The organism is Streptomyces sp. NPDC058326 (genome assembly GCF_042879855.1).
In the GTDB taxonomy this organism is placed as follows: Bacteria; Actinomycetota; Actinomycetes; order Streptomycetales; family Streptomycetaceae; genus Streptomyces.
The window spans coordinates 283,700-299,788 of the sequence record NZ_JBHVZO010000008.1 but is presented as its reverse complement, the minus strand read 5'-3'; the positions used below and the strand labels follow the sequence as shown (position 1 = coordinate 299,788).

The following is a 16,089-nucleotide window of genomic DNA, read 5'->3' as shown; positions in this document are numbered from 1 at the left end:
TCTCCTTCAGCTGGCGGTTTCGGGGTGGTTCTGGATGGTCAGGGTGCCGTCGGCCATGCCGGCGGCCGTGATGCGGGCCAGGTCGTCGAGGGCCTCGGACTGCTGCCGCAGCAGCTCGGCCCGGCGCTCGATCCCGGCGAGCACGGCCTCGTACCGCTCCAGCTCCTCGCCCCCCAGGTCGGGGATGATCAGGTCCTCGATGCCGCGCGAAGCCCGTACGGCTCCGCTGGTGCGGCCGTGGTCGCAGGCGGCGGCCCGCAGGAGTGCCGCCAGCGCCCGGGGGCGTACCGGAGGATCGGCGTCGGGGCGGACGCGCAGGATGCGGGCAGGGGTGATGACGACCGACAGGCCCTCGGTGTCGACGTGGACGCCGAAACGCGGGCTGGTGGTGACGACGAGGTCGCCCGGTTCGGTGAACTGGACCTGCTCGTACGCCGTGAGGACCAGGCCCCGGTCGATGCGGCGGCTGCCGAACCGTGCGGCGCCGAGGATCTCCTCCGGTCCGATCACCGTGTAGTGGCCGTCGGAGGAGAGGTGTTCGGGGGCGACGCGGTGGCCGGGGCGGCGGCGCAGACGGCGGTCCTTGAGGAGGCGGCGGACGGTCGTGCGGCGGAGCTGCTGGTCCTCGGGGCGGAGTACGGCCCCGGTCCTCACAGAGCCGTCGGCCAGGCGCGTCGCCCGCTCGTCGAGTGCGGCGAGGTGCCGCTCCACGTCGGCGACGCGGGCGGGGCGTTCCACGACGGCCCGGGTGTACCGGGTCTCGGGGGAGCGGTGCTGGGGGGTGAAGGCCGAGCCCGGCCGGTCGTCGAGGTCCTTCGCCCGTACGACGGCCGCGTGGCGGGGCTCGTGGCGGCGGTCCCCGCGCCATGCCGAGGCCCGCCAGATGGCCATGTCCTCGGCGAGCGCGTCGAGGACCGGCTCGGTGAGCGGCTGGGCGGAGTAGTCGGCGAGAAGGACACGGCCCGCGCGCTCGTCCCGGGGCGTTCGGGCCAGGATCCAGACGGCGGTGCGGTAGCCGGGGCGGTAGGCGAAGGCTCCGTCGGGGAGGCTGATCGCCGCCTTGAGGAGCCCCTTGTCGAGGAAGGAACGGCGTAGCCGGTCCGCGTCGCCGTGCCGGGGCAGGGGGCGGACCAGTGCGTCGGCCGGGCCGAGAACGACCGCCGTCGAGCCGTCGCCGAGGTGGTCGGTGAGGTCCTGGATCCGTTCCAGGGCCTGGCGTGCGCTGCGGGTCTCACCCGCCTCGTACGGGAGCGCGCAGACCAGGACGTCGGGGTCGCCCCAGTCGTCCGTGGACAGCTCCTCGCCCTCGGTGACGTCGAGCGAGAACTCGAACACACCCCGGACGAGCATCCGGCGCCGGACGAGACGGGCGAGCGTCGGGTCGGGCTCGGCGGCGAGGTAGGTGTGGCCGGCGTCCTCGGGCGCGGCCGTGTGCAGGGCGGCGAGCAGGTCGCCGCTGCGGGCGTACGGGGTGGCGAGGACGGACTCGTCGGGCAGGCCGTCGATCCCGGCCAGGGCCGCGAGGGCGCGGGCCACCGCAGGGGTGGGCTCGTCGGCGGCCAGGTCGTGGGAGCCCAGGCGCCGGCGGGCCTCCAGGACCCGGTCGAAGGCTTCGGCGGGGGTGTGGGCGGCCTCGGTCAGCTCGTCGGCGAGTGCGCCCAGGGCCGGGCCCAGGTGGTCCGGGTCGGGGACGGCTCGCAGCTCGGACAGGAGGAAGGTGTCCTCCGCGTCGAGGTCCGCGGCCCGGTCGAGGAGATCACTCCAGGCGTGCTTCCCGACCGGTGCGTCGTGCTGCTGGCGCAGGCAGATCAGGGCCGTCAGCGCACCCACCAGGACGGGGGCGGGGAGGCCGGAGGACCGCCAGGCGGAGAGGGTGTGCAGGGCTGCCTCTGCCCGCAGGCGGCGGGGCTCGGCGTTGCCGCGGCCTGTCCGGATCAGCCAGTCCACGACCTCCTGGGCGTCGAAGAGCGGGCTTCCGCCCTCGCGGGTCACCGGCGCGGGGAAGCCGGGGTGACGCCGGCTCCACGTCGTGGGGACAGGTCGCTTCACCTGGGCGAGGGCGGCGATCTCGGCGTAACCGATACGCCAGGACAGCGGACCGGGCAGGCTGGGGGAGCCGTCGACCGGCGTGGGGCCGCTCATCGGTTCCCCCTTTCCGTGGGCTCCGTGGACGTCCACGAAGATCCGTGGAATCGCGACCGCCGTGACGGCTCGGGGCAGAGCCGCCGACGACGGACGACAGAAGCCTACTGTCGATCAAGGGAGGACCTGCTGGTCGCCTGGTAACCCCTCTTATCAACGTGATGGAGTCGACTCCTTCGTGGGGAGTGACAGGTTTCCGACCGCCCGAGCCCCCGTCCCGGCGCACGTACAAGACCGCCGGGACACGCTCCGCGCGGTCCCTGTCGGCCCCTGAGCCGCGAACTAGGATCAACCGGACGCAGTGGGTCCGATGCGTCCGGCCGGTATCGCCTCCTCCTGGAGCATCCGTGATCGAACATGTGACGCGCGCCCTGAAGGACCTGCTCGAGAACCACGCGGGCTTTCCGCCGGGCTGGGTCGAGATGAGCTCCCTCGAAGGCAAGTCCACTCTCGGCGAGCACAAGCTGCATCTCTGCCTCTACGCCGTGGAGCCGCACAGCCATGTGCGCAACAGCCCGCCGGTGAGCACGGCGGCCGGATACGAGCCGCCACCGCTCGGACTGGTCCTGCAGTACGTGATGACGTATGTCGGAGACCGCTTGGAGGCCCAGAAGCGGCTGGCCAGAGTGGCCCAGGTCTTTCACTCGACTCCCCGCCTCGGCCCCCCGGAGCTGGGAGCCGAGCTCCGTCCGGCCGTCCGCCACCTCGCTGTCCGGCTGAACTCACCGGGCTACGAGGAGCGCACCGGCCTGTGGAACGCCTACGGCCGGGAGTACCGGCTGGCGCTCTACTACAGCGTGGAGGTGCTGTCCCTGCCGCCGCTCCAGCCGGAGATCACCGGGCGGATCAACGGGCACCGCGTCGAATTCGGCACGGTCCGCGCATGAGCGGCCCGGCCGGAGCCGACGGGGTGACCATGATCGGCGAATCCGTCGGCCGGTTCCTGCGGCACGAGGTGCACGCCGTCCACGCGGGCAGCGGCGAACCGCTCGCGGTCTCCGCCGCGTTCGAGGGCCCGCCACCGCGTGGCTGGCAGGTCCGTACCGTGGCCGCGGGGCTCCTCGTCGTCACCGCACCCGATGCCACGTCGCCCGCGGGGCAGCCCGTACGACTGAGGCTCGCCGTCGGTGACTCCGCTGTCGCGGTGCGGCTGGCCAAGCCCGATCGGGTGATCAAGCTGGACCGGCGCGTGGTGACGGTCCGTTTTGTCCCGGTCAAGGCCATAGTGGAAGTCGTGCTCGTCGCCGGGGATCCGCAGCCCACCCCGCCCGGCACTGTGACCGTCACCGTGCATCCCACGAAGGGCACAGCGGCGACGGTGACCCTGACCGAGGTGTCCGGACAGCCGGGGTGCTACCGCTCGGCCCCCAGGGTCTGGACCGCGCCCTACCACCCGTTCGTCGTCCGTGTGAACGGAACCAGGCTGTGCAGCGCCTTCCCTGACACCGCCCGCCGGACCACGCGCATCCGGCTCGTCGACACCACGTGAGAGCTGGAGGCCACCCGTGATCAGTTACGACTCGCCCGGCGTCTACATCGAAGAGATCGCCTCCGGACCCCAGCCGATCACCGCCGCGCCGACGAGCGTGGTGGCCATCGCGGGGGCGACCGAACGCGGCCCCTACCAGCAGCCGACCCGGATCACCGGATGGGCCGAGTTCCAGGCCGTCTTCGGCCGCCCGGTCTCCGGCGGGTACACGGCGCACGCCATGTACGGGTTCTTCGAGAACGGCGGACCGGCCGCATACGTGGTGCGGTGCGACGACTCGGAGACCGCCACCTGGGCCGTGCACGCCGACGACGAGACCCCGCTGTTCGACATCAAGGCCGCGTCGCCCGGCGCCTGGGGCTCCCGACTGACTCCGTCGGTGGTCCCCGACCTCACGAACGGCAGCGGCAGGTTGTACGCCGGCGCTGTGGAGCTGGCGTCGAGCATCACCCTCCCCGCCACGGCCGGACAGCATGCGGTCGCGGTCGCCTCGGTCCAGGGAGTGGCGTCCGGAGACACGGTGCTGGTCGTCACGCCTGCCGGGCAGCGGCAAGCCACCGTCGCCTCCGTGGACACGGTGCAGTCCAAGCTCACCCTCGACGTCCTGGCCGGACCCGAGCTGACCCTGTCGCCGAAGGCGACCTGGGTCGCCGCGCAGGTGCCGAAGGGGGCCACCGCGCTCCGTCCGGCCTCGGGCGGCGGGTTCCACCGGGGTGAGGCCCTGGCCGTACTGACCCCCTCGATGAGGCGCCGCTCGGTGGTCGTCGGCGGCGTGACGGACGCCGCGACCGGACCGCTGCTGAGCCTCGCCGAGCCGCTGGACCCGGCGCTGCCGGCCGGCGAGTTCGCCGTACGGACCGTGCGGATGTCCGCCCGGCTGCCCAAGGTCGCCGTACCGGACGCGCGGATCCTCATGCTGACCGACTTGGTCTGGGATGACGAAACGGTCCCGCAGGACGGCGACCTGACGGAGGGTCATCATGCGGTGGCCTCGGACGGACTGCCCGGCGCGTGGCACACGGGCGACAAGCGGCTGAAGTTCTCCGCACGGGTGCCGGTGGGCCCGGTCGAAGTGGACGTACAGGTGGCGGCGCGGCCCTTCGAGGAGAAAGTGCGGCTCGAGCACCCGACGCGGGAGGAACTGAGGGACGCGTACTCCTTCGTCCCGAACGGCACAGACCTGACCCTCGATGACGACGAGGGCACCACGTTGACCCTCAAGCGCAAGACCGGCGCGGCCGACGGCTGGGAGCCCCTGCTCCCGGACCCCGCGGACAAGGTGTGGCAGCGGGTCCGGATCGGCAAGCCCGCCGACGCCACCGACGGACTCGTGGTGCGCTGCGTGCGGCGGCCGGAGCCGGGCACGGACTTCATCGAGCTGGAAGGCGACACGAAGCACGCGGTCAAGAGCGTCGAGAAGCACGGGAACGCGTACCTGGTGTTCGTCGAGGGCTCCGGGACCGTGGCGGTGGGCACCGGGCTCCGCTACCCGCTGTACAGATTCGAGCGGACCTCTCTGACCGCGCAGCGCTTCACCCTGAAGGTCTCCGAGGACGGCACGGCGGCCGAATCCTACGGGCAGCTCGCCCTGCACCCCGACCATCCGCGGTACTACCTCAAGGACGGCATCGTCAACGGCGTGTCCGCGCGGATCGCTGTGTTCCCGAAGAACCCCCCGGCCATGGACCCGGCCGCGAAGCCGCTGTTCGTGCACGACGTGCGGGCCGGATCGAACCGGACGGTCGCGGCTGCCGGGCTCAAACGGGGCTTCACCGAGCTGGAGCGTGTCACCGAGCCCGCCATGGTCATCTGCCCCGATGTGCTGTGCCTGGCGGACGAACAGCTCCAGACCGATGTGGTGGGGGCGATGACCAGGCATTGCGAGGAGTTCCGCCGCTTCGCCATCGTCGACCCGCCGCACTACGGGGACCAGGACCCGGAACGGGACAGGAAACTCGCGGAATGGCGGGGCAAGGTGGTCAACAGCATCCAGGCCGGGACCTACGCCCCGCACGTACGGATGGTCAACCTGGTCCCGGAGGCCGCCGAGCGTATCGTCACCGTCCCCCCGAGCGGGTTCGTCGCCGGTGTCTTCGCCCGTACCGACCGGGAACGGGGTGTCCACAAGGCTCCGGCCAACGAGCGGGTGCACGGCATCGTAGGACTGGCACAGGAGTACACGCAGCGCCGGCAGGACCTGCTGAACCCGGCGGGCGTGAACCTCATCCGGTCCTTCCCCGCCCGCGGCACCCGGGTCTGGGGCGCGCGGACCTCGACCGACGACGCGATGTGGCGGTACGTGAACGTCCGCAGGCTGTTCAACATGGTCGAGACCTCCATCGAACGGTCCACCAACTGGGTGGTCTTCGAACCGAACAACCAGGACACCTGGCTACGCATCCGGGTCTCGGTGGAGAACTTCCTCGACCAGCTGTTCCGAGCCGGGGCGCTGGCCGGGACCAGCCCGGAGCAGGCGTACCGGGTACGGGTCGGTCTTGGCGAGACGATGACCGAGACGGACGTGGACCTGGGTCTGGTCGTCACCCAGGTGGCGATCGCACCCGTCAAGCCCGCCGAGTTCGTGGTGTTCCGGTTCAGCCACAAGCGGCTGACGGAATGAGCGCGGCCGCCGACCGACGAACCGAGCGACGTCCCTAGGAGAGCAGCCCATGGGCTACCCGATGACAACACTCAACTTCAAGGTGGGATGGGGGGACACCACCTCCAGCTTCTCCGAGGTGAGCGGCCTGACCATGGAGGCGGAGACGGTCGAGTACCGCGGCGGGGCCCACACCGAGCGGACGGTGCAGAAGCTGCCCGGACTGCGCAAGTACGGCAGCGTGACGCTGAAGCGGGGGATCGTCCCGGAAGCCGGCGCCGGCCTGTTCCGGTGGTTCGCACAGGTGCAGGCGGGCGGCGAGTTCCGGCGGGTGGTGACCGTCACCCTGTGCAACGAGCAGCAGGAGAACGTGATGACCTGGACCATCAAGAACGCCTGGCCGGTCAAGCTGGAGGGACCGGGGCTCAAGGCAACCGGAACCGAAGTGGCCGTCGAGTCCCTCGAGATCGCCCACGAGGGCATCACGGTCTCGATTCCCTGACGATGGACGGCTTCGGGTATCCCTATGTCACCGCCTCCTTCCGGCTTCGGATCGACGGCATGACGATGGCGGACTTCAGCGAGTGCACCGGCCTCGCGTCGGAGACCGGCGTCGAGGAGTACGCCGAGGGTGGCGAGAACCGGTTCACGCACCGGTTCCCGTCCCGCGGCTCGGCGCCCAACCTCGTGCTCAAGCGGGGTGCCACCGCGGACCGGGGGCTGTGGGACTGGTACGCGGAGTACGCGCGGCTCGGCCGGGTCGGGCCCCGCGACGGACAGGTGCAGCTGCTCGGCACGGTGGCCGGCGAGACCGTCCCGGTGCGGGTGTGGTCCTTCCGGCGAGGCTGGCCGGTGAAGATCTCCGGCCCCGACCTCAACGCGATGTCGGCGGCCGTCGCCCTCGAGTCCGTGGAGATCGCCCACCAGGGGCTGGCCCTGGTCGCCCCGCCCGGCTGAACCACCTGACCGCCACCGGACCTCCCCGGTCCCATCCGACCGATCCGATGCGACCGATCCGACCCGACCGACCCGACAGGAGGCCGCGATGGCCGTGGTGATCAGCGAGATCGTGAGCGAGGTGACGCTCACCGGCACCACCGGGCCCGCCGGCCCGGCCGGGGCCGCGGCGCCGCCGGGGCCTGGCGCGGGCCCGGCGGAGGAGGAACTCCTGGAGCGGGTGGTGCGCCGTGCCGTCGAACGGGTCCTGGAACAGCTGCGCCGGGAGTGGGAGGTCTGAGCGGTGATCCTCGACGAGCAGCAGCTGGCCAAACTCACCATCGAGGTCTTCCGCGACCAGCGGTTCACCGAACCGGCCGGCCGCTGGCAGGCCCAGTTCAACCCGACCGAGCTCTCCTTCGGCCTGAAGAACCGCTACACCAACGAGCAGCCGGCCGGCGCCAGCAAACCGGCCACCTCGTACGCGGGCGGCGAACCCGACCAGCTGTCCCTGGAGTTCTTCTTCGACGGCACGGGGGTGGTGGACGCCGGTGACACGGTCCGCGCCCGGCTGCGTGCCCTGCTCGACCTGACCCGCTTCCAGCCGGACAGCCACGCCCCCTACTACCTACGGCTGCACTGGGGGGACTTCGTCTTCCCGGGGGTGATGCTGAGCGCCGATGTCACCTACCACCTCTTCGACCGGGAGGGCGAGCCGGTCCGGGCCCGGGTCAAGGCCACCTTCCAGGAGGTGGTCGAGCCGGAGGACCTGGCCAAGGCCGAGCGGCGGGAATCCGCGGACCTCTACAGGACCTGGCTGGTGCGCGAGGGCGACACCATCGACGGGATCGCCCACCGGGTGTACGGCGCGGTGGAGTTCTGGCGGCCGGTGGCCGAGGCCAACCGCCTGGTCAACCCGCGGCGGCTGAGCCCGGGCACGGTCCTCGTCCTGCCGCCCAAGGCGGTGTGAGCCATGGCGACCCCCGCCGCCGCCACCGCTTCCGAACTTGCCGGGGGCGTCCCCGACCTGCCCGAGTTCGCGGTGAAGCTGGCCGGGCAGCCGCTCGATCCGCAGGTACGGCTCGACGTGCTGGAGCTGGACGTCAGTGCGGAGGTGCTGCGGCACGGCCGCGCCGTGCTGCTCGTCCGCAACTGGAACCCGGACGCCCGGGAAGTGCGGTACTCCGACACCGGGCCCTTCGTGCCGGGGACCGCCATGGAGATCTCCCTCGGCTGGCGGGGCGCCCTGGAACCGGTGTTCCGCGGGGTGGTCACCGGCGTCACCGCCCGGTTCGGCACGGCCTCCGGCCCGGTGCTGGAAGTGGACTGCCGTACCCGCAGCGTGCTCCTCGCGGCGGTGCCCCGCGCCCGCGTCCACGAGGACACCACCGACGGCGAGGTCGTGGCGCACATCGCGGCCGCCTACGGACTCACCGCGGACGAGGCCCCCGGAATCCGGCAGCCCCTGGTGGCCTTCTCCGGCCGCTCGGACTGGGACTGGGTGACCGGCCGGGCCGCCGAGCTCGGCTACGTGGCCTACGTCGCCGACGACCGGCTGGTGTTCCGCCCGGCCGCCGCCCCGGGCGGGGACGACCTCAGCCTCGCCTATGGCACCACACTGCGGGAACTGAAGCTGACCCGGGAGGTATCGGGGCGCGCGGACCCCGTCTCGTACGCGGGTTTCGACTCCACGACGCTGGAGGCCGTGGTCGCCGAGGCCGACAGTGGCAGGGCCGAGCAGGGCGGCCGAGGACGGCCCACGCCGGCCGAGGACCTGCGCACGGCCCGCTGGCCGCTGCGCGCCGCCCACCTGGGGTACACCACCGGCATCTCCGTCGAGGAGGCCGACCGGCGTGCCGTCGCCGCGGCCTCCGGCGAGACGCTGCGCCATCTCCACGGCACCGGCAGCGCCCTGGGGATGCCCCGGCTGCGCGCCGATTCGTGGGTGCGGCTCACCGGGATCGGCTCCACGCTCGGAGGCAGCCACTACGTCAGTGCCGTACGGCACCGGCTGGGCCGGCGCGGCTACACGACGGAGTTCCAGGTGGGCTCACCACCACCGCTGCGCCCGCAGGCCCCGGCCGCGGCCCCGGGCGGTCGCGGAACCGCCGCCGCGGGCGCCTCGGCGGTCACCGACGGACTGGTGCTGGGCCTCGTGCAGGACCTGGACGACCCGCTGGGGCTGGGCCGGGTGAAGGTCGCCTTCCCCTGGCTGGCGCCGGCGGCCGAACCGGTCTGGTCGCGGCTGAGCACCCTGTCGGCGGGGTCCGGGCACGGCACCTGGTTCGTACCGGACGTCGGCCAGGAGGTGCTGGTGGGGTTCATCGGCGACGACCACCGGTTCCCGGTGGTGCTGGGCGCGCTGTGGAACGGCCGGGCCGCGCCGCCGGAGCGGATGGACCCGAAGACGAACGGCATCCGCTCGGTGGTCACCCGGTCCGGCCACCGGCTCACCTTCGATGACGCGGCGGGCGGCCGGATCGCCCTGACCACCGCCGCCGGGCACCGGCTCGAACTGGACGACGGGAAGGGCGAGGTGGTCCTCACGGAGAAGGGCGGAGGCTGCTCCGTGGCGCTCTCCTCCGGCGGTGTGGCCATCACGGCGCGGAGCGGGGACATCACGCTGTCGGCCCCGGCCGGGGCGGTGAAGGTGGCCGCCGCCTCCTTCACGGCCAAGTCCACCGGGGTCGCGGCCGTGGAGAGCGCCGCGGCCCTGGAGCTCAAGGCGGCGGGCGTGCTGTCCGTCACCGGCGCACTGGTGAAGATCAACTAAGGGGTACGACGATGACGGGTGCTCGCCACGTTCCTCGCGGCCGGCGCGGTGTCCGCGGGTCCGCCCACCCGGGCGGGCACAGGTGACGCCCCCCGCGGCCCGGGTCACCGACCTCACCGTGCACGGCGGGGTCGTGGCCGGTCCGGGCGTGGCCACGGTGCTGATCGCCGGACTGCCCGCCGCCGTCCTCGGAGACCTGCACGCCTGCCCGATCCAGCCCGGCCACCCGCCGAGCACCCCCTTCACCTCCGGCAGCCCGAAGGTCCTCGTCGGCGGGCGTCCCGCATTGCGGGCCGGGGACCTCTGCGGCTGCGGCGCCGCGGTCGCGGTGGGCGCACCCACGGTGGTGATCGGATGAACGGCCTGCCGCACCTCGGCGCGGGCTGGAGCTTCCCGGTGCGCTGGTACGAGCCGGTGGCGGAGTCCGGGAGCCCCTCGGCGGGCGGCGTCCGGGTCCGCACCGCGACCGGGGAGGACACCGTCGCCCAGGCCGTCGAACTGGTCGTCCGTACCGCCGTCGGTGAACGCGTGATGCGGCCGGACTTCGGATCCACCGCCCACCACCATGTGTTCGCGGCCTCGGACGCCGCCTCGTGCCACCGGCTCGCGCACGAACTGCGCACGGCCCTGCTGCGCTGCGAGCCCCGGGCCGTCGTGGAACGCCTGGAGGCGGTGGCGGACCGCGAGGCGGACGGGCGTGTGGTGGTGACGGTGGAGTACCGGACGGACCCGCACCGGCGCCCGACGAACCTGGTCCTGCCCTTCCACTTGGAGGGCGGCGCATGAGCGGCGACCCCACCGGGACCGGTCCTGGCTCCCGGTCCGCGAGCGGTCCCGGCCCGCACCACGTGTCGCAGGGCGACCAGATCGCCGCCATGGCCCGTTCCGCGGCCGCCGCCCGGCCGGTCCCGCACCTGCGCGGTCCCGAGGAGACCGCCCCTCCCTGGGCCGAGCTGCTTTTCACCCCCGAGGGAAGTCCCGGTACGGGCCCGCGGACCCCGGAACTGCGGCACCCCGACGATCCCTCCCAGGCACTCCTTATGGCCGTCGCCGCCTTGCACGAGGGGCTCGCCCGGCACAGCGCGGACCTGCCCGGCCGGGCCCGGCTGAGCTGGTTGGCCGACCGGCTCGGCATCCCGCGGCGCCCCATGGAACCCGACGAGGTGGTGGCCGTGTTCACCGCCCCGCCCGCCCCGGCCCCCGCACCCGGCGAAGCGGCCCGTCCGGTGGTCCTGCCGATCGGCACCGAACTGCGCGGCGGCCGCACGGACGACGGCGGCGAACGGACCTACACGACCACCGACCCCCTCACCCTCCACGGGACCGGAGTCCTCGGCGTCACCGGCACCCTGGCCACGCCGGACGGCGACCGGACAGCCGTTCGCCCGGCCTCCGGCACGCCGTTCGCGCCCTTCGCGGGGACCGCCGCCGTCCACCAGGCGGACTTCGCCAGCGAGGTGCTGGCCTTCGACGGCGGCACCGCCACCGTGACCGTCACCTTCCCCGGCCGCGACGCCACCGCCCTGGAGGGCGTGGACTGGCACTGGTCGACCCCCCGCGGCCTGAGCACCGTACTGTCCGGCGCCCCGGTGTACGCGGGCGAGAGCGTGACCCTCGTCCTCACCGAGGCATGCGGCCCGCTGCCCGGAGACGCCTCACCGCTGCCGTTCCTGCGTGCCTCCTTCAGCGGTGACACCCCGCTGCCCCGCGCCTTCGCCTTCGAGATGGGCGAGGTACGGCTGCGGATGGAACGCGCGGACGTGCGCCCCGAGGCCGGCGGCACCGGCAGCGGAACGGTCGACATCACCCGGGAATTCCAGCCCTTCGGGCCGGCCCCGCGCCGCGGCGACAGCTTCTACCTGCGCTCGGACGAATGCTTCGGCAAACCCCTGGAGAGCCTGACCCTCACTTTCGAACTCCTCGGCGACTCCGGTCAGGGTCTGCACGCCGTGGACTACGCCTCCCCTGTCCAGCGGTGGGTCCTCGAAGAGCTGAACGCCAAGGGCATCGACCTGTTCGGCAAGCTGACGTACGACGCAGCCGACCCGGGCATCCAGTGGCAGCGCCGCACGGGCGGCGGCTGGCAGACCTTCAGCTCGGCGGGCAGCACCCTGCACGGCAGCCGTACCGCCGCGGTGGACACCGGCACCGGTCCGCTGTCCGAGCCAGCCGAAGTGGCGGGCACCACGGGGAACTACGTACGCCTCTTTCTGAGCAGCGGCGACTTCGGCTGGGAGAACTACCTGCACCGGGTGGCACGGTTCGCCGAGCAGGTGGCGGCGTCACCCGCCAAGGCCAAGGCGGCCGACCTCCTCGCGCCCACCCCGCCCACCGCCTCCCGCGTCATGCTCGGCTACCGCACCCGCGAGGTCACCGTGCGGGACGTGCGGACCCACAACGGCCACGCGGTACGGCAGCTCGCCCTCCCCACCCCGCAACACCCCTTCGAGCAGCCCCTGGACACCACCGCGGGAGCCCACGGCACGGTCGCCCTCGGTCTGACCGGCCTCGCCCCCGGCGCCGCGGGCGCCCTGTCCCTGCACGTACGCGTCACCCAGGCGCCCGCCTGCGGCTCCACCGGGCACCCGCACCAGGCCTCGTGGGAGTACTGGAGCCAGGCCCAGGCATGGCAGCCGCTCACGGTCCTCGACGGCACCCGCGGTCTGCGGCAGAGCGGAGTCCTCAGGGTGCGGATCCCGGCCGACTGGGCGCAGGGTTGCGCCGCACAGGGCACGCAGGAGGGCCGCTGGCTCCGACTGCGCACCACGACCCCCCGGTCGGTGGGAGAGATCCTGGACGTCCGGACGGACGCCGTGACCGCCGTCTACCGGGGCCGGCCCGGCGGCGGCCGCGACCGCACACCGGAGCGGCCCCTGGCTCCCGGCGAGCTCAAGGGGCTGCTGCGGCCGCTGCCCGGGGTGAAGGCGGGCAATCCGGCGGCCGGCACCCCGGGACGGGCGGCCGAGGACGACGAGGCGTACCTGCGGCGCGCCACCGGCCTGGTCCGCCACCGCGGCCGAGCCGTACAGGCATGGGACTACGAGCGGATCGTCCGGGACTCCTTCCCCGAGGTCGCCGCGGTCCGCTGCCTGCCGCACACCGGCACCGACTGCCGTGCCGAGCCCGGTTCCGTCGCCCTGGTCGTCGTGCCGCACGGCCGCGAACGGCTGCCCTACCCGGGGGTGACCCTCGCGGAGCGCATCCTGGCGCGGCTGAAGCCCGTACGGTCCCCCCACGCCCGGCCGGTGGTGCTCTGCCCCCGGTACGCCGAGGTACGGGTGCACGCGCGACTGGCCCTGGCGCCCGGCGTCGCGGCCGCCGAGGCGCTCGAAACCCTGACCGCGGCGCTGGAGGACCGACTCCATCCGACCGGGCGGGGCCCGGCCGACTTCGGGCGCGCCCTCTACCCCTCCGCCCTGACCGTCCTGTTCGAGGAGCGGCCCGAAGTCGACCACGTACAGCTCCTGCGGCTGCTGCCGCCGCACGACACGGTGGCGAGGGTGGCCCCCGACCCGCACCGCGGCCTGATCGCCTCAGCCGGCGGTCACGAACTCGTCCTGGAGGAGCAGCTGTGACCCCTCCCGTGCCGCCCGGACCGGTCCTGCCCGCTCCGCCCGCGCCCCCGCCGCCGGTGAGCGCCGCCCCCGCGACGGCGCCCGACGGCGACTTCGCCACCCTGCTGGCCACCGCACTGGCGACGGTGCGGGCGCATGCACCGGGGTGGACCGACCACAACCCGGGGAACCCGGGCGTCACCCTGCTCGAATCGGTGGTGTGGTCGGTCGCCGACCTCCACTACCGCACCGGGAACCGGCCGCTGTCCGGCTGGTCGGCCGAGGCGGGGCTGTTCCGGAGCCGGGCCGAGCGGCACTGGAGCGGTGTCCCCCTGCCGGAATCCCCCGCGAGGCTGCGGCAGCTCGGCGATCTGCTGGCCGCACTGCGGCCGGCGGACCGCAAGGCGGTACGGGAGGCCCCCGACCCGCAGACCGCGGACACGCGCCTGGAGACCGTCCGGCTGCCCGGAGGCGCCAAGGTCACCAACGCGGCGGTGCGGGCGGCGGCGATCCGGCTGCTGCGGGCACCGCTGCTGCTCCGGGCCGCCATGGACGGCGACGAGGCCGCCGGTCCCCTCTTCCCCGAGGAACGGAAGCGGGTGGCGGAACGCCGTCGGCGCCAGGCGGTCGCCGAACGTCTGAGGGACGCGGAGGAGCGGATCCGCGCGCTGGTCGCCGGGGCGGACGACGCGGTGGCCCTGGAGGCCGTCCGGACCGCGCTGGCCGAGGAGTTCGGCCTCGGCGCACCCCAGGAGCTGGACGCCCTCGGCTGCCACCCCGCACCACCCGGAGCGCACCCGGAGGACTGGGAGGACGCCGCCGGGCGCACCCGGCACTGGCCTGCGCACCCGCTCCAGGCACGCACGGTCGAGCCGGTGACCACGGACGACTACGCCCGGCTCGCCGTCGGCCTGACCTATGACCCCCACGACGACGGGCAGCCGGGCCCGGAGGTGAGCGTGGGCCGCGCCTGGGCGGTACCCGGGGTGCTGCCGGGCATCGGGTTCGACGGGCGGCCCACGGGCGGGGGGAGCGGGAGGCCCGGGGCGGTCACGATCCTGGTGGAGCCCGAGCCGTCCGCACTCCAGGCCGACGAGGAGGCCGGCCACCGGTTCCTGCGCGCCGTGCTCGCCGGAGTACTCACCTACGCGCCGGCCGGGCAGCAGCAACCGTCGCGGGTGCGGGACCCGGGGGAGGCCGGGTTCCCCTCGGCGGAGGAGACCGGCGCCCAGCGGCGGCTCATGGGCGACGAGGTCGGTGCCGCGCTCCTGGAGACCTGCCCGGTGCGGCTGCGCGGTGTGCTGTACGTACCGGTGACGGCATCCGCCGGACGCGTGCTGCGCGATGCCCTGCACCGGGTCGGGGCCCTGCTGGACGCAGGCCGTCCCGAGTCCGCGGGGAGCGTCGCCGGAGACCATCCGGACCCAGCCCGCCCGCCCACCGTGGAGGGACCGTGGCCCCGCTCGGGGAAGCCGCCCGCGGCACCCGGGCGGGGCTGGCAGCCCGGCGAGCAGGTGCGCATCGCGGAACTGGCCCAGGTGATCGCGGCCGACCCGGAGGTGCTCGGCGTCACGGACCTGGCCGCGGCCATCAGCACCCGGGCGTCCGAAGGCAAGCCGACGTGGCACACGGACGCGCTGCCCGTCCCCGAGCACGGCGTCCCGGTGCTGGGCCCGGCCGGCGAGCACTGCTTGGTGGTCCGCCCCGAGCTGCCCCAGGAGGACACCCGTGGCTGCTGAACACCCGGCGGCCGAGTACACGCCGGTGGCCGCACACCTGCCCGCGGTGTTCTCTGCCGACCAGGAGAGCTTCGAGCAGCTGGAGGGCTACCTCGCCCTGGTCGACGAGCTCAACCGGGCGCATCTGGAGCGGCTGGCCGAACTGCCCCTCTGGTGCGGCCCGGACGCGGCCGCCTGGCCGCCCGACCTGCCGGAGAACGCGGGCGGCGAAGCCCTGCTGGCCCGGATCTCCGCCCTCTACGACGAACTGGCCGCATGGTGGGGCTTCTCGTTCCCCGGGACCTGGCGCGATCCGCAGGGGCTGGTTCGCAAGCGGAGGTTCCTGCAGCGGGCGGCGCGGCTGTGGCGGCGGCGCGGCACGCCCGACGGCTTCCTGGACTGGTTCTGCCTCTGGTTCGGCATCGAAAGGGCGGCTTCCCGGCCGGTGCTTGTGGAGCATTTCCGGTTCGCCGAGGACGGCGAGCGGGACGGGAAGCCGCAGACCGGACCGGACGGACGGGAGAGGCCGCTGCCCTGGCTGCGCGTGACCCTGTTCGTACCGCTCTCGACGAGGTTCCGGGATGCAGCGGCCCGGCGCGAGGCCGCCGCCGTCGTCGAGCGGTACGCCCCGGCCCACCTGCTGACGCGGCTGTGCTGGGTGCCCTCCGGCTTCGTCCTGCGCAAGGGCCAGGGACCAGGTGTGCCACCGGACGAGACCGATGCGGCTTTCCGTGAGCGGGTTCGCCGCCTGCTGTGCGAGGCGGTGGACCACGTCCCGCACAAGGACGGTCTGCGGCTGGGGAAATGCGTCGACGACGGCGCGCCCACCGACCGGCTGGACGTGGGGCGGTTGCCCTCCCCGGCCACGGAAGGATGAG

General features: G+C 73.7%; 14 protein-coding genes. 13 read left to right on the top strand and 1 reads right to left on the bottom strand.

Annotated features, from left to right (window positions below):
- Positions 1–6 precede the first annotated feature (6 nt).
- Positions 7–2,142 (bottom strand): hypothetical protein, encoded by a 2,136-nt coding sequence (locus ACFVYX_RS18015; RefSeq protein ID WP_389682333.1) that lies wholly within the window; start codon positions 2,140–2,142, stop codon positions 7–9.
- Between the two features lie 347 nt (positions 2,143–2,489).
- Here ACFVYX_RS18015 and ACFVYX_RS18010 point away from each other — a divergent pair, with 347 nt between their 5' ends.
- The 13 genes from ACFVYX_RS18010 (at position 2,490) to ACFVYX_RS17950 (ending at position 16,088) form a co-directional block, all read left to right on the top strand.
- The gene (locus tag ACFVYX_RS18010; RefSeq protein WP_389682332.1) at positions 2,490–3,029 is read left to right on the top strand and encodes a Pvc16 family protein; all 540 of its coding nucleotides are present in this window, start codon (positions 2,490–2,492) and stop codon (positions 3,027–3,029) included.
- Complete coding sequence (locus ACFVYX_RS18005) at positions 3,026–3,631, top strand: hypothetical protein (RefSeq protein ID WP_389682331.1); 606 nt, start codon at positions 3,026–3,028, stop codon at positions 3,629–3,631. Before ACFVYX_RS18010 ends, ACFVYX_RS18005 begins: the two co-directional genes overlap by 4 nt.
- Positions 3,632–3,647: 16 nt before the next feature.
- Positions 3,648–6,251 (top strand): phage tail sheath subtilisin-like domain-containing protein, encoded by a 2,604-nt coding sequence (locus ACFVYX_RS18000; protein WP_389682330.1) that lies wholly within the window; start codon positions 3,648–3,650, stop codon positions 6,249–6,251.
- Between the two features lie 49 nt (positions 6,252–6,300).
- Positions 6,301–6,732: a phage tail protein gene (locus ACFVYX_RS17995; protein WP_389682329.1), complete on the top strand. Its 432-nt coding sequence runs from the start codon at positions 6,301–6,303 to the stop codon at positions 6,730–6,732.
- 2 nt (positions 6,733–6,734) lie between these two features.
- Entirely contained in the window at positions 6,735–7,187 is a 453-nt protein-coding gene (locus tag ACFVYX_RS17990) for a phage tail protein (RefSeq protein WP_389682328.1), read from the top strand.
- Between the two features lie 88 nt (positions 7,188–7,275).
- Positions 7,276–7,467 carry a hypothetical protein gene (locus tag ACFVYX_RS17985; RefSeq protein WP_389682327.1) on the top strand — a complete coding sequence of 64 codons (192 nt, stop codon included), beginning with the start codon at positions 7,276–7,278 and terminating at the stop codon, positions 7,465–7,467.
- Positions 7,468–7,470: 3 nt separating this feature from the next.
- Positions 7,471–8,136 (top strand): LysM peptidoglycan-binding domain-containing protein, encoded by a 666-nt coding sequence (locus ACFVYX_RS17980; protein WP_389682326.1) that lies wholly within the window; start codon positions 7,471–7,473, stop codon positions 8,134–8,136.
- A 3-nt stretch (positions 8,137–8,139) separates the two neighbouring features.
- Positions 8,140–9,939 (top strand): phage baseplate assembly protein V, encoded by a 1,800-nt coding sequence (locus ACFVYX_RS17975; protein WP_389682325.1) that lies wholly within the window; start codon positions 8,140–8,142, stop codon positions 9,937–9,939.
- An 82-nt stretch (positions 9,940–10,021) separates the two neighbouring features.
- Positions 10,022–10,297 (top strand): PAAR domain-containing protein, encoded by a 276-nt coding sequence (locus tag ACFVYX_RS17970; protein ID WP_389682324.1) that lies wholly within the window; start codon positions 10,022–10,024, stop codon positions 10,295–10,297.
- Positions 10,294–10,725 carry a GPW/gp25 family protein gene (locus ACFVYX_RS17965; RefSeq protein ID WP_389682323.1) on the top strand — a complete coding sequence of 144 codons (432 nt, stop codon included), beginning with the start codon at positions 10,294–10,296 and terminating at the stop codon, positions 10,723–10,725. Before ACFVYX_RS17970 ends, ACFVYX_RS17965 begins: the two co-directional genes overlap by 4 nt.
- Positions 10,722–13,514 carry a baseplate J/gp47 family protein gene (locus ACFVYX_RS17960; RefSeq protein ID WP_389682322.1) on the top strand — a complete coding sequence of 931 codons (2,793 nt, stop codon included), beginning with the start codon at positions 10,722–10,724 and terminating at the stop codon, positions 13,512–13,514. The genes ACFVYX_RS17965 and ACFVYX_RS17960 overlap by 4 nt, the downstream gene beginning before the upstream one ends.
- On the top strand, positions 13,511–15,232 hold the full coding sequence (locus ACFVYX_RS17955) for a hypothetical protein (protein ID WP_389682321.1): 1,722 nt from the start codon (positions 13,511–13,513) through the stop codon (positions 15,230–15,232). The genes ACFVYX_RS17960 and ACFVYX_RS17955 overlap by 4 nt, the downstream gene beginning before the upstream one ends.
- On the top strand, positions 15,222–16,088 hold the full coding sequence (locus ACFVYX_RS17950; RefSeq protein WP_389682320.1) for a hypothetical protein: 867 nt from the start codon (positions 15,222–15,224) through the stop codon (positions 16,086–16,088). The genes ACFVYX_RS17955 and ACFVYX_RS17950 overlap by 11 nt, the downstream gene beginning before the upstream one ends.
- The last annotated feature ends 1 nt before the right edge of the window (position 16,089 follow it).